General features: G+C 57.1%; 19 protein-coding genes. 12 read left to right on the top strand and 7 right to left on the bottom strand.

What is annotated here, in order from left to right; genetic code table 11:
• Positions 1 to 40: 40 nt before the first annotated feature.
• Positions 41 to 946: a LysR family transcriptional regulator gene (locus tag COL8621_RS09990; protein ID WP_093967235.1), complete on the top strand. Its 906-nt coding sequence runs from the start codon at positions 41 to 43 to the stop codon at positions 944 to 946.
• Between the two features lie 183 nt (positions 947 to 1,129).
• Here COL8621_RS09990 and COL8621_RS09995 read toward each other — a convergent pair whose 3' ends face one another.
• The gene (locus COL8621_RS09995; protein WP_093967236.1) at positions 1,130 to 2,386 is read right to left on the bottom strand and encodes an RNA polymerase sigma factor; all 1,257 of its coding nucleotides are present in this window, start codon (positions 2,384 to 2,386) and stop codon (positions 1,130 to 1,132) included.
• The gene (locus tag COL8621_RS10000; RefSeq protein WP_093967237.1) at positions 2,386 to 2,739 is read right to left on the bottom strand and encodes a YciI family protein; all 354 of its coding nucleotides are present in this window, start codon (positions 2,737 to 2,739) and stop codon (positions 2,386 to 2,388) included. The genes COL8621_RS09995 and COL8621_RS10000 overlap by 1 nt, the downstream gene beginning before the upstream one ends.
• A 214-nt stretch (positions 2,740 to 2,953) precedes the next feature.
• Here COL8621_RS10000 and purL point away from each other — a divergent pair, with 214 nt between their 5' ends.
• The 4 genes from purL (at position 2,954) to grxD (ending at position 6,110) form a co-directional block, all read left to right on the top strand.
• Positions 2,954 to 5,113 (top strand): phosphoribosylformylglycinamidine synthase subunit PurL, encoded by a 2,160-nt coding sequence (gene purL / locus COL8621_RS10005; protein ID WP_093967238.1) that lies wholly within the window; start codon positions 2,954 to 2,956, stop codon positions 5,111 to 5,113.
• A gap of 61 nt (positions 5,114 to 5,174) precedes the next feature.
• Entirely contained in the window at positions 5,175 to 5,417 is a 243-nt protein-coding gene (locus COL8621_RS10010; RefSeq protein ID WP_093967239.1) for a BolA family protein, read from the top strand.
• Positions 5,417 to 5,722 (top strand): hypothetical protein, encoded by a 306-nt coding sequence (locus tag COL8621_RS10015; protein WP_093967240.1) that lies wholly within the window; start codon positions 5,417 to 5,419, stop codon positions 5,720 to 5,722. Before COL8621_RS10010 ends, COL8621_RS10015 begins: the two co-directional genes overlap by 1 nt.
• A 25-nt stretch (positions 5,723 to 5,747) precedes the next feature.
• Positions 5,748 to 6,110 carry a Grx4 family monothiol glutaredoxin gene (grxD, locus tag COL8621_RS10020; RefSeq protein ID WP_093967241.1) on the top strand — a complete coding sequence of 121 codons (363 nt, stop codon included), beginning with the start codon at positions 5,748 to 5,750 and terminating at the stop codon, positions 6,108 to 6,110.
• A 45-nt stretch (positions 6,111 to 6,155) separates the two neighbouring features.
• On the opposite strand, the gene COL8621_RS10025 is transcribed toward grxD, so the two are convergent.
• Together COL8621_RS10025 and COL8621_RS10030 are read right to left on the bottom strand one after the other, a co-directional pair.
• Positions 6,156 to 6,551: a cell division protein ZapA gene (locus COL8621_RS10025; protein WP_093967242.1), complete on the bottom strand. Its 396-nt coding sequence runs from the start codon at positions 6,549 to 6,551 to the stop codon at positions 6,156 to 6,158.
• Positions 6,544 to 7,074 (bottom strand): hypothetical protein, encoded by a 531-nt coding sequence (locus COL8621_RS10030; RefSeq protein WP_093967243.1) that lies wholly within the window; start codon positions 7,072 to 7,074, stop codon positions 6,544 to 6,546. Before COL8621_RS10030 ends, COL8621_RS10025 begins: the two co-directional genes overlap by 8 nt.
• A 221-nt stretch (positions 7,075 to 7,295) precedes the next feature.
• Between COL8621_RS10030 and tkt the strand changes: the two genes are divergently transcribed.
• From tkt to COL8621_RS10050, 4 genes are all read left to right on the top strand, one after another.
• Positions 7,296 to 9,311 carry a transketolase gene (gene tkt, locus COL8621_RS10035; protein WP_093967244.1) on the top strand — a complete coding sequence of 672 codons (2,016 nt, stop codon included), beginning with the start codon at positions 7,296 to 7,298 and terminating at the stop codon, positions 9,309 to 9,311.
• A gap of 254 nt (positions 9,312 to 9,565) precedes the next feature.
• Complete coding sequence (gap, locus tag COL8621_RS10040; RefSeq protein ID WP_093967245.1) at positions 9,566 to 10,570, top strand: type I glyceraldehyde-3-phosphate dehydrogenase; 1,005 nt, start codon at positions 9,566 to 9,568, stop codon at positions 10,568 to 10,570.
• A 254-nt stretch (positions 10,571 to 10,824) separates the two neighbouring features.
• Positions 10,825 to 11,826, top strand: coding sequence for a type I glyceraldehyde-3-phosphate dehydrogenase (gap, locus tag COL8621_RS10045; protein WP_093967246.1), 1,002 nt, complete (start codon positions 10,825 to 10,827; stop codon positions 11,824 to 11,826).
• A gap of 163 nt (positions 11,827 to 11,989) precedes the next feature.
• Positions 11,990 to 13,954 (top strand): acyltransferase family protein, encoded by a 1,965-nt coding sequence (locus tag COL8621_RS10050; RefSeq protein WP_093967247.1) that lies wholly within the window; start codon positions 11,990 to 11,992, stop codon positions 13,952 to 13,954.
• Positions 13,955 to 13,960: 6 nt separating this feature from the next.
• Here COL8621_RS10050 and coaD read toward each other — a convergent pair whose 3' ends face one another.
• The 3 genes from coaD to COL8621_RS10065 form a co-directional block, all read right to left on the bottom strand.
• Positions 13,961 to 14,452: a pantetheine-phosphate adenylyltransferase gene (gene coaD / locus COL8621_RS10055; RefSeq protein ID WP_093967248.1), complete on the bottom strand. Its 492-nt coding sequence runs from the start codon at positions 14,450 to 14,452 to the stop codon at positions 13,961 to 13,963.
• Between the two features lie 69 nt (positions 14,453 to 14,521).
• The gene (locus COL8621_RS10060; protein ID WP_093967249.1) at positions 14,522 to 14,956 is read right to left on the bottom strand and encodes a CBS domain-containing protein; all 435 of its coding nucleotides are present in this window, start codon (positions 14,954 to 14,956) and stop codon (positions 14,522 to 14,524) included.
• Positions 14,957 to 15,014: 58 nt separating this feature from the next.
• Positions 15,015 to 15,890 (bottom strand): LysR family transcriptional regulator, encoded by an 876-nt coding sequence (locus tag COL8621_RS10065; RefSeq protein ID WP_093967250.1) that lies wholly within the window; start codon positions 15,888 to 15,890, stop codon positions 15,015 to 15,017.
• A gap of 123 nt (positions 15,891 to 16,013) precedes the next feature.
• Here COL8621_RS10065 and COL8621_RS10070 point away from each other — a divergent pair, with 123 nt between their 5' ends.
• The 3 genes from COL8621_RS10070 (at position 16,014) to COL8621_RS10080 (ending at position 19,724) form a co-directional block, all read left to right on the top strand.
• Complete coding sequence (locus COL8621_RS10070) at positions 16,014 to 17,513, top strand: CoA-acylating methylmalonate-semialdehyde dehydrogenase (RefSeq protein WP_093967251.1); 1,500 nt, start codon at positions 16,014 to 16,016, stop codon at positions 17,511 to 17,513.
• A 277-nt stretch (positions 17,514 to 17,790) separates the two neighbouring features.
• Complete coding sequence (locus tag COL8621_RS10075) at positions 17,791 to 18,492, top strand: VPLPA-CTERM sorting domain-containing protein (RefSeq protein WP_093967252.1); 702 nt, start codon at positions 17,791 to 17,793, stop codon at positions 18,490 to 18,492.
• A gap of 98 nt (positions 18,493 to 18,590) precedes the next feature.
• Positions 18,591 to 19,724: a carboxylate-amine ligase gene (locus tag COL8621_RS10080; RefSeq protein ID WP_093967253.1), complete on the top strand. Its 1,134-nt coding sequence runs from the start codon at positions 18,591 to 18,593 to the stop codon at positions 19,722 to 19,724.
• Positions 19,725 to 19,803: the final 79 nt, after the last annotated feature.

A 19,803-nucleotide genomic window follows, 5' to 3' on the forward strand; every position in this document is an offset into this window, starting at 1 on the left:
GTTCCGCAATGTGGCCACAATAGTATACGAGTATTACGCGATGGATTGGGACAAACTCAGAATCTTTCACGCTGTGGCTGACGCCGGCAGCCTGACCCATGCGGGCGATGTCCTGCATTTATCGCAGTCTGCTGTGTCACGGCAGATTCGTGCCCTAGAGGAAAGCCTGAACACCACCCTGTTTCACCGCCACGCGCGGGGGCTGATTCTTACTGAACAGGGTGAATTGCTTTTCGACGCCACGGCTGCCATGAACAAACGCCTTGATACCGCCGCCGCGCGCATTCGCGACAGCGAGGAAGAGGTGTTCGGAGAGCTGCGCGTAACCACCACAACCGGCTTTGGCACCCTGTGGCTGGCCCCCCGCCTGCCCAAGCTTTACGAAAAATATCCGCATCTGAAGATTGACCTGATGTTGGAAGAGCGTGTCCTTGACCTTCCCATGCGCGAGGCCGACGTCGCCATCCGCATGAAAGAGCCAAGTCAGGCCGACCTGATCCGCCGCCGTTTGATGACCGTTCGGATGCGCCTTTATGCATCGCCCGAATATCTGGCCGAACGTGGAACGCCGACGACCATGGCGGATCTGACCGAGCATCGCCTGATTTGTCAAAACACCACATCCGCCCAAGTCGGTGCTGGTGCGGCCTTGGTACAAGAACTGATGTCGCATGACATCCCATCAACCCTGACGGTGAACAATTACTTCGGCGTTTTGCAGGGCGTGCTGAACAACTTGGGCATCGGGGTGCTGCCTGACTACCTTACGCAGGACTTCCCCGATTTGGTGCGCGTACTGCCCGAGGTTGAAAGCAACGAGGTTCCGGCCTTCCTTGCCTACCCCGAGGAATTGCGGCAATCCAAGCGGATTTCAGCGTTCCGCGACTTCGTCACCGAAGAAATTATTGAGCATCGCAAACGGCAAAAAAACACGCCAGAATTGTGAGCTATGCGCCACACTCATAGCGGCCATGTTGCGGGTGCGGCATTTTTTTCCTTGAATGGAAGGTCATGGGCCCATAAGTCCTCGGTTGAAGGCTGCGACTTGTTCGCGTCTTTACCTCCCTGTTGGACTTAGGCCGAGCTTGTCTCGGCCTTTTTTTTGCGCTGCCGTCAGGTGGATACGCGTTTACGCAGTGCGCATCATTTCGGCTTGGGCCGCTTTTTGTCGCTCCAAAAAACGGCGCTCACTGTCCACGCGGGATAATCCAATTGCCAAATCATAAGCCGCTATTGCGTTTTCGGCATTGCCTGTTCGCGCAAAAAGCTCTGCCCGGGCGGCGTGGTAAGGTTGGTAATGCTCCATCTCGGACTTCAGAAGTTCCAGATCAGCAAGGGCTGCGACCGGCCCCGTAACGTAAGACCGCGCCACGATATGGTTCAGCCGAACGACAGCCGTCGGCACAAGTTCCGCAAGCTTGGAATAGAGCGCGGCGATCTGTGCCCAGTCGGTTTGATCCGCCGTTTTCGCATCTGCATGCAGCGCAGCAATTGCCGCCTGAAGTTGAAATGGCCCGGTTTGTGCCAGACGCATGGCATGGTTAAGCGCATCCTCCCCTTCGGCAATCAATGCGCGGTCCCACTTGGACCGGTCCTGCTCCAACAGCGGGACGTAGTTCCCCGCGTCATCGCGCCGGGCCAAGCGGCGGGAATATCCGACGGCGATCAACGCCAACAGCCCCAGAACCTCGGGCGTGTCGGGGCAAAGCTCGGCCATCATGCGCGCCAGAAACAGCGCCTCTTCGCACAGATCAGCGCGCAGCTGATCCGCACCCTCGGTCGCGCAATAGCCTTCGTTGTAAATCAGATAGATCACCTGAAGAACGGCATCCATCCGCACGGGCATGTCCTGCTGGTCTGGAATGGCAAAGGGAATGCCCGCCTTTCCGATCTTGGCCCGCGCCCTTGCAAGGCGCTGCGCCATCGCGGGTGTTTTATCTAGAAAGGCGCGCGCAATCTCGCTTGTGGTTAGGCCACCAAGGCAGCGCAGCGTCAAAGCAACGCTTGTTTTGCGATCAAGCGCCGGATGGCAGCAGGTAAAGATAAGCCGCAATCGTTCGTCAGGTATCGCAAGCCTTTCCGGCCCTGCTGCGGCTTCCTCTGCCAGCATACCGATGGCGGTGGCGTGGCCGCTGGCTGTGCCAGCCTTGCGCACACGGTCGATCGCCTTGCGCCGCGCGACCTGCAACAACCATCCGCGCGGGTTTTGCGGCACCCCGCCCTGCCCCCAATGGCGCAAGGCGGACTCAATCGCGTCTTGCAGGCAATCTTCGGCCAGATCCAGCGTTCCCAGATGCGCCGTAAGCGCAGCAAGCAGCCGCCCCCGATCCGTCCGCAAACTATGCGCAACGGCCCGGTGTACCTCTTCGGGGGCGGCCGAAGGCATTAGCCGTCAAATTCCATGACGGGGCGCACCTCAACAGTGCCGTGTTCGGCTGTCGGGATCAGCTTGGCATAGCGGATGGCCTGATCCAGATCCGCACAATCCAAAAGATAGAAACCGCCCAATTGCTCTTTGGTTTCGGCAAAGGGGCCATCGGTCAGTTCTGCCTTGCCGTTGCGAATGCGCACACATGTCGCCGTTTCAACCGGTTGAAGCGCCTCGCCCGCAATATGGGCACCATCCGCCAGATAGGTTTTAGTGGCCGTTTCATAGCCCGCCATAAATGGCCCCCACGCATCGCTGCCGTATTCTGGGGCCGTACCGGGTGCGGAATAAATCAATGCAAGGTATTTCATGTCTTGGGTCCTTAAATCAGGTGTTTCAAAATGCGTGCGCCAGCGGTCAATGGAACCAGCCACGCATATTGAAGACGCGCAAGACAACCGATTTTCGACATTCTGCCCCGAAAATATAATTTCTAAGACGCTTCGGCACCCCATTGGCCCTTTTCCCCCGCCCCGGCTTGCAATATGACCTGCCCAAACCAGCTGCCGGGGATAGTATAACAAGATGCAAGAGCCTCAGATCACCGAAGACCTGATTGCCGCACACGGGCTTGCGCCCAACGAATACGCCGAGATCCTTCGGCTGCTTAACCGAGAACCGACCTTCACAGAGCTTGGCGTGTTTTCGGCGATGTGGAACGAACACTGTTCTTACAAGTCTTCCAAGAAATGGCTGCGCACCCTGCCAACCGAAGGCCCTCAGGTTATCTGCGGCCCCGGCGAAAACGCGGGCGTGGTTGATATTGGCGACGGTCAGGCCGTGGTTTTCAAGATGGAAAGCCACAACCACCCATCCTACATCGAACCCTATCAGGGCGCGGCCACGGGTGTTGGCGGCATCTTGCGCGATGTGTTCACCATGGGCGCACGCCCCATCGCGGCGATGAACGCGCTAAGCTTTGGCGAAACCAGCCACCCCAAAACCCGCCAGCTTGTTAACGGCGTGGTCGAAGGTGTCGGCGGTTATGGCAACTGTTTCGGCGTTCCAACTGTTGGCGGCGAAGTGCGGTTCCACGCAGCCTATAACGGCAACTGCCTTGTAAATGCGTTTGCCGCCGGTTTGGCCGATGCGGATAAAATCTTCTATTCCGCAGCCTCGGGCGTTGGCATGCCGGTCGTGTACCTTGGCGCCAAAACCGGCCGTGACGGCGTTGGCGGGGCCACGATGGCATCTGCGGAATTCGACGACACAATCGAAGAAAAGCGCCCCACCGTTCAGGTGGGTGACCCGTTCACCGAAAAGCGCCTGATGGAGGCCACGCTAGAGCTGATGGCAACCGGGGCTGTAATCTCCATTCAGGATATGGGGGCCGCTGGCCTGACATGTTCGGCTGTTGAGATGGGCGACAAAGGCAATCTGGGCGTCGAGCTGAACCTGGAATGCGTGCCCGTGCGCGAAGAGAACATGACAGCCTATGAAATGATGCTGTCGGAATCCCAAGAACGCATGCTGATGGTCCTTCGCCCTGAAAAAGAGGCAGAGGCAAAAGCCGTCTTCGAAAAATGGGATCTGGATTTCGCCATCGTTGGCCACACGATTGATGAGGATCGCTTCCTTATCAAATACAATGGCGAAGTCATGGGGGACTTGCCGCTGAAGGCACTGTCCGGCACCGCCCCTGAATATGACCGTCCGTGGGTCGAAACGCCCGCTGTTGAAGCGATGGACGACGTGCCCGGCGTTGACGCGATTGACGGGCTGAAGGCGCTGCTGTCTTCGCCAAACTACGCGGCGAAGAACTGGGTTTACGAACAATACGACACCCAAGTCATGGCCGACACGATCCGCACGCCGGGTCTTGGTGCTGGGGTTGTCCGCGTACACGGTACGAAAAAGGCGCTGGCGTTCACGTCTGATGTGACGCCCCGCTATGTGCGTGCCAACCCGTTTGAGGGCGGCAAACAGGCCGTCGCCGAAGCGTATCGCAACATCTGTGCTGTTGGCGCAAAGCCGCTGGCAACGACCGACAACCTGAACTTCGGCAACCCCGAAAAGCCCGAAATCATGGGCCAGTTCGTGGGCGCGATCAAAGGCATCGGCGCAGCGGTTGCAGCGCTTGATGTACCAATCGTTTCGGGCAACGTGTCGCTTTACAACGAAACTGACGGCACTGGCATTCTGCCGACACCGACCATCGGTGCGGTTGGCCTGTTGGAAGATGCTGATGACCTGATCGCCGGTGTTCCGTCGGAAGGCGACATCGCGCTGTTGGTTGGCGAAACCACCGGCCACTTGGGCCAATCAGCCCTGTTGGCCGAAGTGTTCAACCGTGAAGATGGCGATGCACCTCATGTTGATCTGGATGCAGAACGCCGCAACGGTGAATTCATCCGTGCGCAACATGCGTTGATCGGCGGCTGTTCCGACCTGTCTGATGGCGGGCTTGCGCTGGCCGCGTTTGAGATGGCCGAAGCGGGCGGCGTTGGCCTTCACCTTGATGCGGGCGACACCCCGACCCTGTTTGGCGAAGATCAGGCGCGTTACCTGATCGCCTGCAGCTTTGATCAGGCCGAAGCGTTGATGGTTGCCGCCGGGCAAGCCGGTGTTCACGTTGAAACCGTTGGCCGCTTTGGCGGTGACACGGTGAAACTGGGCGACGCCGAGGCTCCACTGGCCGAACTCAGTGCGCTTTACCGGACTGCTTTTTCAGCAGCTATCGCCTAAGGCTTGCCTGACGGCAGGTCCGCCCTTACATCTTAGGGTAAGACATAAAGGACGCTAAAACATGGCGATGGAAGCCCAAGAAATCGAAGAGCTGATCCGAGCGCAGTTCCCTGACGCGAAGATCACCATCACGGACCTTGCCGGTGACGGCAACCATTGGGCCGCAGAGGTGATCGACGAAAGCTTCCGTGGCAAGAACCGCGTCCAACAACAGCGCGCCGTTTACGCCGCGCTGAAAGATAAAATGGCCGGCAGCAACGGTGCCCTTCATGCACTGGCGCTGACGACCAAAGTGCCGGAATAATGGATTCAACCATCGGCACTTTGATATTGTTGAGTATCGCAGTGCTGATGGTTGTTCTATTGAAGCGGGGAGTTGACCGGCCAACGGTTGACCCAAGGAAGCCAGACCATACAGAGAAGCGCAAACGGGAATACTTGGAAATGGCGCGCCGGGACGGAATTGACCCAAATGTCGCAAAAGCTTTCGAAGCTGAAAAAAGGCATCTAGGTCAAGATATTCGCAGACGGCAAGAAAAAGCCAGACAACGAGACCAAGGTGGAGACCTTGACCCTACTCCGGGCTGGGACTTCGATGGCGACTTTTGACACTAGATGAAACGGAATGCCTAGCATGACAGACGCAAAAACACAGATCGAAGAAACCAATAAGGCTAACGACGTCGTCCTCTACATGAAGGGCACCAAGGAAATGCCCCAGTGTGGGTTTTCGTCCCGCGTGGCTGGTGTGCTGAACTTCATGGGCGTGGAATTTGCTGACGTAAATGTTTTGGCCGACGAAGCAATCCGCCAAGGCATCAAAGACTTCAGCGACTGGCCAACCGTGCCACAGCTTTACGTTAAAGGTGAATTCATCGGCGGATGCGATATCGTGACCGAGATGACCCTGTCGGGTGAGCTGGACACGCTGTTCGAAGAAAATGGCGTTGGCTACGACAAAGAAGCTGCCGACAAAATCCGCGAAGCCAACGCATAACGCGGCTTCACGGCCAAGATTTCAAGAAAACCAAAAGCGGCTGGGTCAACCAGCCGCTTTTTCTTCAAGTGCATCTGCCAAGGCTTCGGCCCGCGCGGCGATTTCCGCCATGCTTTCACCGACAGCCGGCGGGATGACCGGCACCTCGATCTTCTGAGGCTCTGGCTGCGGACGGGATTCAAGTGCGGTCACTTGATTTTCTTTCTTGCTCAGCTCCAGCTCCAGCTCGTGCAGCTTTTCTTCCATGCCGGCGGTTTTGTCGGCAAGCATCAGGCCCGCCATCAAAAGCATCCGCGCTTCGGGAAGGCGCCCGATCTGTCCAACAAGAACCGATGCTTCGTTGTCCAGCAGCTTGGCCGCGGATTGCAAAAAACGTTCCTCACCTTCTTGGCAAGCAACTTCGAAAACGCGCCCCCCGATGGTGATTTGAATCTCAGGCATTCGTCCCCTCCTCCGTCAGCGGCGTGATCGAGTCGATGATTTCATCAAGCTCACTGCGGTCACTCTCTCGTAATGCGCGCAGCGCTTCCAGCTCTGCGGCCATCGATGCGTTGATCAGCGAAGAATCCCTTGCGCCAGTGGTGTTGGCAACGCGCAAGGCTGTCGTGTGTTCACGCAGCTTGGCATTGATGGCGCGAAGGCGTTCTATTTCCGCCTCGGCCGTGTCGGCGCGCGCGGTCAGCTTGGCGACGCGTGCTTCAAGCTGCGCCACTTGGCTTTCCTGTTTGTCGCGGATCGCAATGACCCGCTCTTCCAGCTGGGCATTCGCGGCTTTTTCGGCTGCCAGCTCTTCTTGAACCGCAGCTAGCGCGCTGTCGTCTGTCGCGCTCTCTTTCGCGGCGGCCTCGGCAACCTGCGCGGCCTCAATGGCGTTGCTGCGCGACTCTGACAATAGGTCAGCGCCTTTGCTTATGCGTTCAAGTGCGAAGTTAATCCGGCGTTCAAGTTCCGTGATATCGCTCATCTATGCCTGTCCCCATTTCTTGGTTTTCTCGCCCCCTGGCGTGTCACGGGACATGCGCACGAATCGGGGCAGCAGTTCAGGTTCCCTGATCTTACCCAATGGGTTTGGGAAATGCGCCCCCATTTCCCGCCAATACCTTACCCGGCACGCTTGATCTTGCCTGCAAGCGTGCCTATCACCCCTTTCAACACTGAGGCCCGCAAGAGGAAGGACCCCGCCCCGTGGACATTAAAGCCCTCGCCGAAGCCCATCCCGACCATTGGTCGAAAGCATGTGCAATCCGCGCTCTGACGTTGGATGCGATCCGTGCAGCAAACTCTGGCCACTCTGGCATGCCGATGGGCATGGCCGACGTTGCCACGGTGCTTTTCGAAAAGCACCTGAAGTTCGACGCCAAAGCGCCGAACTGGCCAGACCGTGACCGGTTTATCCTGTCTGCGGGACACGGCTCTATGCTGATCTATTCGCTGTTGTATCTGACAGGGTACGAACAGGTGACGCTTGATCAGATCAAGAACTTCCGCCAGATGGGCGCCCTGACTGCGGGTCACCCGGAAAACTTCTTGTTGGATGGCGTTGAAACCACCACTGGCCCGCTTGGCCAAGGTATCGCCAATTCCGTTGGCTTCGCGATGGCCGAAGAAATCCAGCGCGCGCATTACGGCAAGAAAGCCGTCGATCACTATACCTATGTGATCGCGGGCGACGGGTGCCTGATGGAAGGCGTCAGCCAAGAATCCATCGGCCTTGCTGGTAAGCACGAACTTTCCAAGCTGGTTGTGTTCTGGGACAACAACGGCATCACCATCGACGGCACCGTCGAACTCTCCGATAAGACGGATCAGGTTGCGCGCTTCAAGGCGTCCGGCTGGCACGTTCAGGAAATCGACGGCCACAACCCCGTTGAAATCGACGAGGCGATCATTGCTGCCAAGAAATCGAAGAAACCTTCGATGATTGCCTGCAAAACGCATATCGCACTGGGTTCGTCTGCGCAGGATACCTCTAAGGGTCACGGCGCACTAACCGACGACAAACTGATCGCTGATGCCAAGGCCGGTTACGGCTGGACAGCAGGCGAGTTCGAAATCCCTGCCGATATCAAATCCGCATGGGAAGCCATCGGTTCGCGCGGCGCCGAAGAACGTGCAGAATGGGAAAAGCGTTTTGCCACCCTGCCCGGCAACAAGCAGCGTGAATTCGAACGCGCCTATGCTGGCGAAGCGCACAAAAAGCTTTCGGCCACGATCAAAGCGCTGAAAAAGAAAGTCTCGGAAGAGGCACCAAAGGTCGCCACCCGTAAATCCAGCGAGATGGTCTTGGACGTGATCAACCCGATCATGACCGAAACTGTTGGCGGTTCTGCGGACCTTACCGGTTCCAACAACACCAAAACCGCTGATCTGGGTGTCTTTGACCCGGAAAACCGCGGTGGCCGTTACGTTTACTACGGCATTCGTGAACACGGCATGGCCGCCGCGATGAACGGCATGGCGCTGCACGGTGGCATCCGCCCCTATGGCGGTACGTTCATGTGCTTCACCGACTACGCCCGTGGCGCGATGCGCTTGTCGGCGCTGATGCAGGTGCCTGTCACCTACGTCATGACCCATGACAGCATCGGCCTTGGCGAAGACGGCCCAACCCACCAGCCGGTCGAACACTTGGCCATGCTGCGCGCGACGCCGAACACCATGGTGTTCCGCCCTGCCGATACGGTTGAAACCGCCGAAGCTTGGGAACTAGCGCTGACCTCCACCAAAACGCCGTCTGTTCTGGCGCTAAGCCGTCAGGGCCTGCCCACGGTACGGACCGAACACAAGACCAAGAACTTGGTCGCCCAAGGTGGCTATGTTCTGGCCGACGCCGAAGGCAAACGCCAAGCCATCATTATGGCCTCAGGCTCCGAAGTTGAAATCGCGCTGAAAGCGCGTGACCTGCTTCAGGCCGAAGGGATCGGCGCGCGCGTCGTTTCCATGCCATGCTGGGAGCTGTTCGCGCAGCAGGAAGAATCCTATCGCAAGCGCGTTCTGCCAGGTGGCCCTGTTCGGGTTGCTGTTGAAGCAGGTGTTCGTTTCGGTTGGGATCAGTGGCTTCTGGGCGAACGTGGCCGCGAAGTAAAAGCAGGCTTCGTTGGCATGCAGGGCTTTGGTGCCTCTGCCCCGGCGGGCGAGCTTTATGAAAAGTTCGGCATCACGGCCGAAGCGGTGGCTGAAAAGGTCAAATCGCTTCTGTAAGTTCGATTACACAAAAAAGAAGGCGGCGCCGTACCAACCGGCGCCGCCTTCGCGATTCCCGGCTTTGGTGATCCGCCATTTCCGTTAGCGCTCACCAAAAATTCGTTAGCGCCACCACGGGATGCAAAAGCATACTTTTGCGCTAACATGCTGTTTTTATTCCCGGTTTCACCTTCCCCGATTAGCCAAACACCGTTAATCACCTGTTCAAACGCGACGGTCGGGCAAGCGCCTGCAGGAGACGGAGAGTGGATATGACGATTACCCTTGGTATCAATGGGTTTGGCCGCATCGGGCGCTGCACTTTGGCACACATCGCCGAAGCAGCACGTAATGACGTTCAGGTGGTCAAGATCAACGCCACGGGGCCAATCGAAACCAACGCTCACCTTCTGAAATACGACAGTGTCCATGGCCGGTTCCCCGGAAACGTGACCGTCGATGGCGACACGCTGGATCTGGGCCGCGGCCCGATGCAGGTGTTTTCGACTTATGACCCGACCGAGCTGGATTGGTCCGGCTGCGATGTGGTTCTGGAATGTACCGGCAAATTCAACGACCGCGCGAAGGCTGCGGTTCACCTTGAACATGGTGCAAAGCGGGTTCTGGTTTCGGCACCAGCGACGAACGCAGACCGCACCGTGGTTTATGGCGTGAACCACCGCGCGCTTTCGGTCGATGACCACGTGGTTTCCAACGGATCGTGCACAACCAACTGTCTGGCCCCGCTTGCCAAGGTTTTGAACGACGTCATCGGGATTGAACGTGGCTTAATGACGACGATCCACAGCTACACCGGCGATCAGCCGACGCTGGACCGCCGCCACAAAGATTTGTATCGCGCCCGTGCTGCGGCCATGGCGATGATCCCAACTTCGACCGGCGCTGCCAAAGCATTGGGCGAGGTTCTGCCAGAACTGAAGGGCAAACTGGACGGGACCGCCCTGCGCGTGCCCACGCCAAACGTGTCAGCCGTGGACCTTACCTTCGAGGCCAGCAAAGACGTAACCGTCGAAGACGTGAACGAAGTCGTCCGCGAAGCCGCCGCAGGCCATATGGGCGCGGTTCTGGCATACGATCCAGAAGCCAAGGTTTCGATCGACTTCAATCATACGCCGCATTCGTCTATCTTCGCGCCAGACCAGACCAAAGTGGTCGGTGGCCGCACCGTCCGCGTGTTGGCATGGTATGACAACGAATGGGGCTTTTCCTGCCGTATGGCCGATGTTGCGGCAACGATGGGGCGGCTCCTCCACTAAGGAGAGTGGGGCCAGCGCCCCCAGCCCTATCTATGACAGACAGGCTTGCAGTAATTCTAGGGGTGGTCATTTTGGCCGCCCTTTTTGCTGACTATTTTCTGAATGATTGGAACACCAGCTTGTTTCTTGCGAAAAAGCTGTCAGCCTTGACGGAATATATTGCGTTCTGGCGTTAGCGCTCACTTCGCGGTTGACGTTGGGACGAAAAAACCGATTGTTAGCGGCAACAGTCGCCATACTAAGGGAATTTCGCAATGTCAGTAAAAGTAGCAATCAACGGCTTTGGGCGGATCGGTCGAAATGTTCTGCGCGGCATCATTGAATCGGGCCGGACCGATATCGAAGTCGTCGCAATCAACGATCTGGGTCCGGTTGAAACCAACGCACACCTTCTGCGCTATGACTCGGTTCACGGTCGCTTCCCTGCCGAGGTCACGACAACAGAAACCTCGATCGACGTGGGTAAAGGCCCAATCGCGGTAACAGCAATTCGCAACCCCGCCGACCTGCCATGGGGCGACGTTGATATCGTGCTGGAATGTACAGGTATCTTCACCGCCAAGGAAAAGGCGCTGGTGCATCTGGAAAACGGTGCCAGCCGCGTTCTAGTTTCCGCACCTTCCGCAGGCGCCGACAAAACCATCGTTTACGGCGTGAACCACGACACACTGACAGCCGATGACCTGATCGTTTCCAACGCGTCCTGCACGACGAACTGTCTGGCCCCTGTTGCCAAGGTCATCAACGACACGATCGGCATCAAGCGCGGCCTGATGACCACCATCCACAGCTACACCGGCGACCAGCCAACGCTGGATACGATGCACTCTGACCTGTATCGCGCGCGTGCTGCTGCAATGTCGATGATCCCAACCTCCACGGGCGCGGCCAAGGCTGTAGGTCTGGTGCTGCCCGAACTGAACGGCAAACTGGACGGCGTTGCTATCCGCGTGCCCACACCGAACGTTTCAACCGTCGACCTGACATTCGAAACCGACCGTGAAACCTCAGCCGAAGAAATCAATGCAGCAATCCACGCTGCCGCCGCTGGCCCGCTGAAAGGCATCCTTGGCGTGACTGATGACAAACTGGTTTCGATGGACTTCAACCACGACCCGCATTCGTCGATCTTCGCGACCGATCAAACCAAAGTTCTGGACGGCAACTTCTGCCGCATCCTGACGTGGTATGACAACGAATGGGGCTTCTCCAACCGGATGGCAGACACAGCCGTCGAAATGGCGAAATACCTTTAAGTCTTGCCAATCAGCCTATGTCGTAAAAGCCGCCCTTCGGGGCGGCTTTTTCCTTTTGACCACACTGCGCAACAATCCAAGCAACAGGAACGCCTGATAATTGTGATTAAAGAAGGCCCCTGCTATTTGGCACCACCAGACAGAACAATCCAAGGCCAACCCCATGTCGTCTTCTACCGTTTACAGAAAAGATATCGACGGCATGCGCGCCCTTGCGGTCAGCGTTATCGTGCTTTTCCACATGGGCGTGTCGCAACTTGCCGGTGGCTATGTCGGCGTGGATATTTTCTTTGTCATCAGCGGCTTTCTTATTACCGGGCTGGTCCTGAAAGACATCCGCGCGCAAAAGTTCAGCTTCGCGACATTCTACATGCGTCGGCTGCGACGTCTGGCGCCGAGTTTGCTGGTGGTCCTTATGGGAACGCTTGCGGCGGGGTATCTTTTCTTTTCCCCTGACCAGTTCGAAAGGCTGGGCCGTTCCACCGTTGCGGCCGTGTTTTCCGTTTCCAATATCTTTTTCTGGACCGAAGCCGGGTATTTCGACGAAGTCGCGATCAACAAGCCGCTGCTTCATCTGTGGTCACTCGCCGTAGAAGAGCAATTCTATCTCGTTTGGCCGCTTCTTCTTCTCGGGCTGTCCAGACTGAAGAAAACAGCATCTATCGTCTTTGCGACGGTTGCGTTGGGCGTCATCAGCGTACTTGCCGGCGAAGTGATGCTTTCGCGTGATCCTTCTGCCGCGTTCTTTCTGACGCCGTTTCGGATTGCTGAATTTGCACTTGGTGCCGTGCTTGCCCTGCGCGGCGGCTTCGAGGCGCAATCGCGGACTTTACGCAATTCAGCCTCTGTTCTGGGGGCCGTATTGATCATCGTCAGCGTTCTGGCGCTTGATGAAAGCAGCCGCTTTCCCGGTGTCCTATCCTTGGTGCCCTGTATCGGTGCCGCCCTTATCATCGCCGCAGGCCCCGAGGCGGTCATCAATCGGGCGCTTAGCCTTTCGCCCATCCGCTATATCGGTCGGGCCAGTTATTCGATCTATCTTGCTCATTGGCCCATCCTTGTCTTTTACGCGTACGAGGTCGGCTACCCCGACAGCGCGATCCAGATCGCTGGCCTTTGCATCGCTGCCTTTGCCACGGGTGCATTTCTTTATCACGCGGTCGAAACCCCATTCCGGCTGCGCGATGGTGCGGGGTACCGCGTTTCGGGCCCGACACTGCGCTGGATGAGCATTTCCACCGTCATCACAACGCTTGTCGCTTGTGGCATTGTCATCGACCAAAAGGGAATCCCTTCACGTCTGCCGAAACAGATGCAGGCGCTTTTCGAAGCCGTCGAAGATGGAAAAGACGCCCGCAAACTGGCGATCCGTCAAACCACCTGCCATTTCTCAAGCAAATCGAAAGCTGTGTATGACAAGCTTTTTGACGAATGTTTGCCCAAGGACCGCAGTGATATGATTGTGGTCTTGGGCGACAGCCACGCGGCCGACCTTTACGCTGCGCTAAGCAGAAATTTTGCGGACCGCAATGTCGTTCAACTTACTGGCGCGGGCTGCGCCATGACGCGCACTGGCCCGATCAGGAAAACATGCGCGGATTGGCACGGCGAGATGTTGGCCTGGATCGAAGACAATCGTCAGAATATCGACGCGGTTCTGTATACCCAACGCGGCGCGCATCTCCTTTTCGGAGATCCCGAGCTTGAAGAAAAGCTAACGATCGACGACACCGCGCCACGCCGGATTCGCAGCACCCTTGAAACGATCAGCCAGTCTGGCATGCCTGTCTGGTTTGTCGGTCCCCGCCCCGAGTTTCACCCCAAGATTGATGTTATCTTGGCACGCAGTCGGTCGATGAACAAATTTCACGATGAAATGGGTGCGATTGACCTGACGGTCTATGGGGCGCTAGATCAAATGCTTCAGGACGAATTCGCGGGAAGCCCCGTCAATTATATCTCATCATACGATGCGATATGCGAAGACGGCCGTTGCGATTACACCTATGGGGACAACCTGCCCATTTTCGTGGATTACGCACATTGGGCACTGAAAGGTGGTGCCTATGTGGTGCAACAGCTGGGCCGAGACTTCCCAGAATTCCAAGCACTTATGACAGACAAATAAAGTGCGCTATTGGAATTTCTTCCTCAGCTCTTCGTTCACGGCGGGTGTCACGAACTGTGAAACGTCACCCCCAAGGCGGGCGATTTCCTTGACCAGCTTTGACGCAATCGCCTGACGGCGCGCATCGGCCATCAAAAAGACGGTCTCAACACTTGCATCAAGTGCGCGGTTCATTCCGACCATCTGGAATTCATACTCAAAATCCGCCACGGCGCGCAGGCCGCGAATGATAACCCCCGCGCCGACATCATGGGCGCAGTCAATGAGCAGATTTTCAAAGGGATGGACGACAAATTCCGGGCCGCCGGGAACCGCGTGTTTGGCGCATTCCGCTTCGACCATGGCGACACGTTCTTCCAGACTGAACAGTGGCCCCTTATCGCGGTTGATCGCGACGCCAATCACCAGCCTATCGACCAGCTTTGACGCCCGCTGAATAATATCCATGTGACCCAGTGTGACCGGGTCGAAGGTGCCGGGATAAAGTCCGATACGCATGAATGTCCCCCTTCATTCGTTTCCCGCACGCAACAATATTGCGCGCGGCAATGCAAGGGGGCGCAAGGTCTAGTGACCCATGATCATGCCTTCTAGCGCATCTTTTTCCATCGAAAGTTCCGCAAGGCGTGTTTTCACCACGTCACCGATGGAAATAAGACCGACCATTTTCCCACCTTCCATGACCGGCATGTGGCGGAACCGACCGTCGGTCATTTTGCGCAAAACCTCGTCCGTGACGTCACTTGGTTGGCAGGTCACGATCTCTCGGGTCATCAGGTCATCGACCTTGTCAGCCATGCAAGATGGCCCGCGACGCCCAAGTTCCCGCACGATATCGCGTTCTGACAGAATTCCAGCAACCGTGGTTCCATCAGAAGACACCACAAGTGACCCTATTCGCCGCGTCGATAACAGTTCGGCCGCGTCGGCCACCGATGACCCGGGGGCGATGGTGATAACTGGGCCTTCTGGCTTCGACTTCAGGATTTGTTGCACATGCATTCGTGTTGGTCCTCCCTGAAAAATACTCCTTCAGCGTCCACCCAACTGCGACAACCTGTCAACCCATCCCTTCGAGTCGGGTCACTTCCCGCTTAATTCCCTCTGAAAGTTCAGCTGCGAAACGGTTCAAACGCTCTACTTTCCGGTCGTCCGAATGGCGGATCAGGTAAAAACTACGGGTCAGTGAAAACGACTCAGTCAGGATTTTCCGCAAGCCCGGCGCGAAAGGCAGCGCAAAATCATGCACGATGCCAACCCCTGCCCCGTGGCGCAAAAAGTTAAGCTGCACAGAGACCGAATTCGACGCAAGTTCCACATGTTCGGAACCGGTGGCCGATAGATAGTCCAACTCTTTGTCGAAGATCATGTCGGGAATATAGCCAACCAACCTGCGATCCTTTAGCGCCGCCAAATCCTTTATCGGGCCATGGCTTTCTAGGTATTCTTGGGCTGCGGCAAGGTGAAGTTTATAGTCAGAAATCTTCTGCACGGTCAGACGCCCGGTATCGGGTGGGCTGACAACCACCGCCATATCCGCCTCGCGCCGGCTCAGGTTCACCACACGGGGCTGGGCGACCACCTGAACCTCTAGCCCGGGGTGGCGGTCGCAAATCTGGGCACAGACCTGTGGAAGCAAGAAATTGGCGCAGCCATCCGGCGCACCGATCCGGATGGATCCAGACAGCTGCCCCGGCGTGCCGCGCGTTTCTTCTGTGCCCATTGAAATGGCTTGCTCGGCCTGTTCGGCGCGCGTCAGAAGCCTCTCTCCTTCGGGGCTCAACGCGTATCCTTGTTGGGACTTCGCGAACAGGGTCGCGCCCAGCCCCTCCTCCAACCGTTGAATGCGACGCCCAACGGTGGCAGGGTCAAGTTTCAGCGATTTACCTGCCCCGCTTAGGCTTTCAGCCCGCGCCACGGCAAGAAAAACCCGCATATCGTCCCAGTTCGACCCCACAATCGTACACCCATTTTTGCAAAACGTTTTTTCGAAACTGCCTCTTTAGCGGGGAAAAATGCAAGACTATTCTAACGCCAACTGACTTTAAGGGAGGACTCCATGGAAGAGCTTAGCCATTTCATTAACGGCCAGATGGTCAAAGGCACCTCTGGCCGATTTGCCGATGTGTTCAACCCCGCCACCGGCGAGGTTCAGGCCCGCGTGCCGCTTGCCAGCAAAGAAGAACTAGACGCCGCCGTTGCCGCCGCCGCCGAAGCGCAGCCAGCTTGGGGCGCCACAAACCCACAGCGCCGTGCACGTGTGATGATGGAATTCGTCCGCCTGCTGAACCGCGACATGGAAAAGCTGGCCGAGGCGCTTAGCCGCGAACACGGCAAGACGATTCCAGACGCTAAAGGCGACGTTCAGCGCGGGCTGGAAGTGATCGAATATTGCATCGGTGCGCCGCAGCTTTTGAAAGGTGAATTCACCGACAGCGCCGGCCCCGGCATCGACATGTATTCCATGCGCCAGCCGTTGGGTGTGGTTGCGGGCATCACTCCGTTCAACTTCCCAGCAATGATCCCGCTGTGGAAAATGGGCCCCGCCCTTGCCTGTGGTAACGCGTTTATCCTGAAGCCATCCGAACGCGACCCATCGGTTCCGCTGATGCTGGCCGAACTGATGAAAGAGGCCGGTCTGCCCGACGGCGTCCTTCAAGTGGTGAATGGCGATAAAGAATCCGTCGACGCCATACTGGACAATGAAACCGTGCAGGCGGTTGGCTTTGTCGGCTCTACCCCGATCGCGCAGTATATCTATTCGCGCGGCTGTGCGAACGGCAAACGCGTTCAGTGTTTTGGTGGTGCTAAGAACCACATGATCATCATGCCAGACGCCGACATGGACCAGGCCGCTGACGCGCTGGTCGGTGCCGGTTACGGTGCCGCTGGTGAACGCTGCATGGCGATTTCGGTTGCCGTTCCGGTTGGCGAAGAAACAGCGGATCGTCTGATCGAAAAGCTGGTGCCGCGCATCGAAAAACTGAAGGTCGGCCCTTATACCGCTGGCAATGACGTGGACTATGGCCCGGTTGTGACTGCAGCCGCCAAACAAAACATCCTTGGTCTGGTTCAGTCTGGCATCGATCAGGGTGCTGAACTGGTTGTGGATGGCCGCGACTTTAGCCTTCAGGGATACGAAGACGGTTTCTTTGTTGGCCCGCACCTGTTTGACCGCGTGACCACCGACATGGACATCTACAAGAAAGAGATCTTCGGCCCTGTCCTGTCCCAAGTCCGCGCCCAAACCTATGAAGAAGCGTTGGGCCACGCGATGGACCACGAATACGGCAACGGCACCGCGATCTTCACCCGCGATGGCGACACCGCGCGTGACTTTGCCAGCCGCATCAACATCGGCATGGTCGGTATCAACGTACCGATCCCTGTACCGCTGGCCTATCACACCTTTGGCGGCTGGAAGAAATCCGGCTTTGGCGATCTGAACCAGCACGGCCCGGATGCGTTCCGTTTCTATACACGCACCAAAACAGTCACATCGCGCTGGCCATCGGGCATCAAAGAAGGCGGCGAGTTCAACTTCAAACAGATGGACTAACGCTAAACCATTGGCGTTAAACGGATCGGGGCGGCCTTCGGGTCGCCCTTTTTCGTGAAGACGCGCCGCCACATTCCTGCCACATAGTTTCCCAATCTGAAACATACGCGCCCCAATGTTGCCTTATTTGGCATTGCGACGGAACACGCCTGCTGGTAAATCTGGGCTTGGGTGGGTGAACTGCCCTGGCCAACACGGGCCGGGGCCGGTTTCACCACAAAACAGACTATTAACTTGCCGCTGCTTGCAACTGCGGCACATATTTTACGGGTGTGAAATGGGTGCGTATTTTAAAACGCTATCGGCCGCTTGCGGCGCGATCGCAGGATTGGCAATCTCGTCTGCCTCGGCAGCGACAGTTTCTGAAACTTTTGACTTCACAGCGGCCACAGGACACGAGGTAGGCACCTCGTTGAGCTTCACCGAAGGCGACCTTGGCCTGACAGTAAACGCAAGTTTCTATAACACCCCGACAGGTACGATCGGTGAACCTTTGGTCGCGTCAAGCGATCTGTACGTTATCCGTCAGGAACACTACGGCATCTATGTTTCCTACCATGGCGACAATGACCACCGTATTGACGGTTACTATAACGAAGTCGCGCTTTTCGAATTCACCGAAGAAGTCACCATCACCAACATCACCTTCGGTAGCGTCGCCCATGGCAGCACCTTTGACATGTTCGTCGGCAACGACGGCACGCTGGAATTTGCCGGTGACTATTCGGTCGCGCAATCGGTAAGCACCACAGTTAACGCAGAAGTCTTCGGTATTGGCGCATCGGCCGACAACGTGCACTGCGTATCGTACAACCGTCACGGCCACTGTTCGCAGCTTGGTGGGTCTTACTCGGCCTTCAAAATCACCTCGTTGACCGTAAGCTACGAAGAGCTTGCACCGGTACCACTGCCAGCAGGCGCTGTGCTGTTGCTTGGTGGTTTGGGGCTGCTTGGGGCCGCACGCCGCCGCAAAGGCTAAGACGACACAGACCAACGAAAATTTAGCGCCGCGCCCAAGGGAATTGCCTTGTGGCGCGGCGTCTGCTTTTCTGGGGCTAGATCACCCGGAGAAGGGCCATCGCATACACAGACCCAGCATTCACCATCGGTGTAGAGGAGGAATACCTTCTCGTTGACCTAGAAACCTGTGCCCTTGCCACCGCGCCCGAGGCACTGATGACAGCCTGCACCAAGGAACTTGAAGGGCAGTTCAGCCCTGAGTTCCTGCAATGTCAGGTCGAGATCGGTACACAGGTTTGCCGCAACATCGATGAAGCCCGCGAAGATCTGCGCCGCCTGCGCCAGACAGTGGCACGTATCGCAGGGGATTTTGGTCTGGCCCCTATCGCGGCGTCCTGCCACCCGTTTTCGGATTGGAAAGATCAGCACCACACCGACAAAGAACGTTACAACGCGCTTAGCAAGGACTTGGCAGGCGTTGCCAGCCGCATGTTGATCTGCGGGATGCATGTGCATGTCGGCATCGAAGAAAAGGCAATGCGCATAAAGCTGATGAACCAGCTTTGCTATTTCCTGCCGCATCTTCTGGCGCTTTCGACATCATCGCCCTTTTGGCAAGGCGTCGATACCGGGCTGAATTCTTACCGGCTGACCGTGTTTGACAACCTGCCCCGCACCGGCCTTCCACCGCGCCCGGAAAGCTGGGGCGACTATCGGCTGATGGTTGATACACTGATCGACTTGGGCCTAATCGAAGACAGCACCAAAATCTGGTGGGATTTGCGCCCATCCGCCCGGTTCCCAACGATCGAGTCGCGCATTTGCGATGTGTCGCCCAACATCGAAGGAACGCTTTCGCTGGCCGCGCTTACGCAATGCCTGACCCGGATGCTGTACCGCCTGACGCGCAAAAACCAACAATGGAGCGTCTATGACAGGTTTCTGCTGTCCGAAAACCGCTGGCGCGCGCAACGTTATGGCGTTTCCGAAGGGCTGATTGATTTTGGCGTGGGCGAAATCCGGCCAATGGCCGACCTGTTGGACGAAATCATCGGCCTTGTCGCCGAAGACGCAGAGGCGCTGAATTGCGTTGCCGAGGTGGAGGCCGCCCGTGATTTCATCACCAATGGCACCAGTGCCGACCGCCAGCGCGCGGCCTTCAACCGCGCCGTTGCGGCAGGCCAAGATCGTGACGCCGCGCTGAAATCTGTGGTTCGCATGCTGATTGACGAGTTTCAGATTGGCTTGTGACGATTCACTTTCCTGTGTATTCACGTTTATCAATCTGTTGAAAGCTGGACCAATCCCATTACCTCTGGCTAGTAACTTG

The organism is Actibacterium lipolyticum (assembly GCF_900184935.1).
In the GTDB taxonomy this organism is placed as follows: Bacteria; Pseudomonadota; Alphaproteobacteria; order Rhodobacterales; family Rhodobacteraceae; genus Actibacterium_A; species Actibacterium_A lipolyticum.

What these genes read in the sequence shown, in the direction of transcription:
- COL8621_RS09990 (WP_093967235.1), top strand. Translation starts at nt 41, where the DNA reads ATGGATTGGGACAAACTCAGAATCTTTCACGCTGTGGCTGACGCCGGC.
- COL8621_RS09995 (WP_093967236.1), bottom strand. Translation starts at nt 2,386, where the DNA reads ATGCCTTCGGCCGCCCCCGAAGAGGTACACCGGGCCGTTGCGCATAGT.
- COL8621_RS10000 (WP_093967237.1), bottom strand. Translation starts at nt 2,739, where the DNA reads ATGAAATACCTTGCATTGATTTATTCCGCACCCGGTACGGCCCCAGAA.
- purL (WP_093967238.1), top strand. Translation starts at nt 2,954, where the DNA reads ATGCAAGAGCCTCAGATCACCGAAGACCTGATTGCCGCACACGGGCTT.
- COL8621_RS10010 (WP_093967239.1), top strand. Translation starts at nt 5,175, where the DNA reads ATGGCGATGGAAGCCCAAGAAATCGAAGAGCTGATCCGAGCGCAGTTC.
- COL8621_RS10015 (WP_093967240.1), top strand. Translation starts at nt 5,417, where the DNA reads ATGGATTCAACCATCGGCACTTTGATATTGTTGAGTATCGCAGTGCTG.
- grxD (WP_093967241.1), top strand. Translation starts at nt 5,748, where the DNA reads ATGACAGACGCAAAAACACAGATCGAAGAAACCAATAAGGCTAACGAC.
- COL8621_RS10025 (WP_093967242.1), bottom strand. Translation starts at nt 6,551, where the DNA reads ATGCCTGAGATTCAAATCACCATCGGGGGGCGCGTTTTCGAAGTTGCT.
- COL8621_RS10030 (WP_093967243.1), bottom strand. Translation starts at nt 7,074, where the DNA reads ATGAGCGATATCACGGAACTTGAACGCCGGATTAACTTCGCACTTGAA.
- gap (WP_093967245.1), top strand. Translation starts at nt 9,566, where the DNA reads ATGACGATTACCCTTGGTATCAATGGGTTTGGCCGCATCGGGCGCTGC.
- gap (WP_093967246.1), top strand. Translation starts at nt 10,825, where the DNA reads ATGTCAGTAAAAGTAGCAATCAACGGCTTTGGGCGGATCGGTCGAAAT.
- COL8621_RS10050 (WP_093967247.1), top strand. Translation starts at nt 11,990, where the DNA reads ATGTCGTCTTCTACCGTTTACAGAAAAGATATCGACGGCATGCGCGCC.
- coaD (WP_093967248.1), bottom strand. Translation starts at nt 14,452, where the DNA reads ATGCGTATCGGACTTTATCCCGGCACCTTCGACCCGGTCACACTGGGT.
- COL8621_RS10060 (WP_093967249.1), bottom strand. Translation starts at nt 14,956, where the DNA reads ATGCATGTGCAACAAATCCTGAAGTCGAAGCCAGAAGGCCCAGTTATC.
- COL8621_RS10065 (WP_093967250.1), bottom strand. Translation starts at nt 15,890, where the DNA reads ATGCGGGTTTTTCTTGCCGTGGCGCGGGCTGAAAGCCTAAGCGGGGCA.
- COL8621_RS10070 (WP_093967251.1), top strand. Translation starts at nt 16,014, where the DNA reads ATGGAAGAGCTTAGCCATTTCATTAACGGCCAGATGGTCAAAGGCACC.
- COL8621_RS10075 (WP_093967252.1), top strand. Translation starts at nt 17,791, where the DNA reads ATGGGTGCGTATTTTAAAACGCTATCGGCCGCTTGCGGCGCGATCGCA.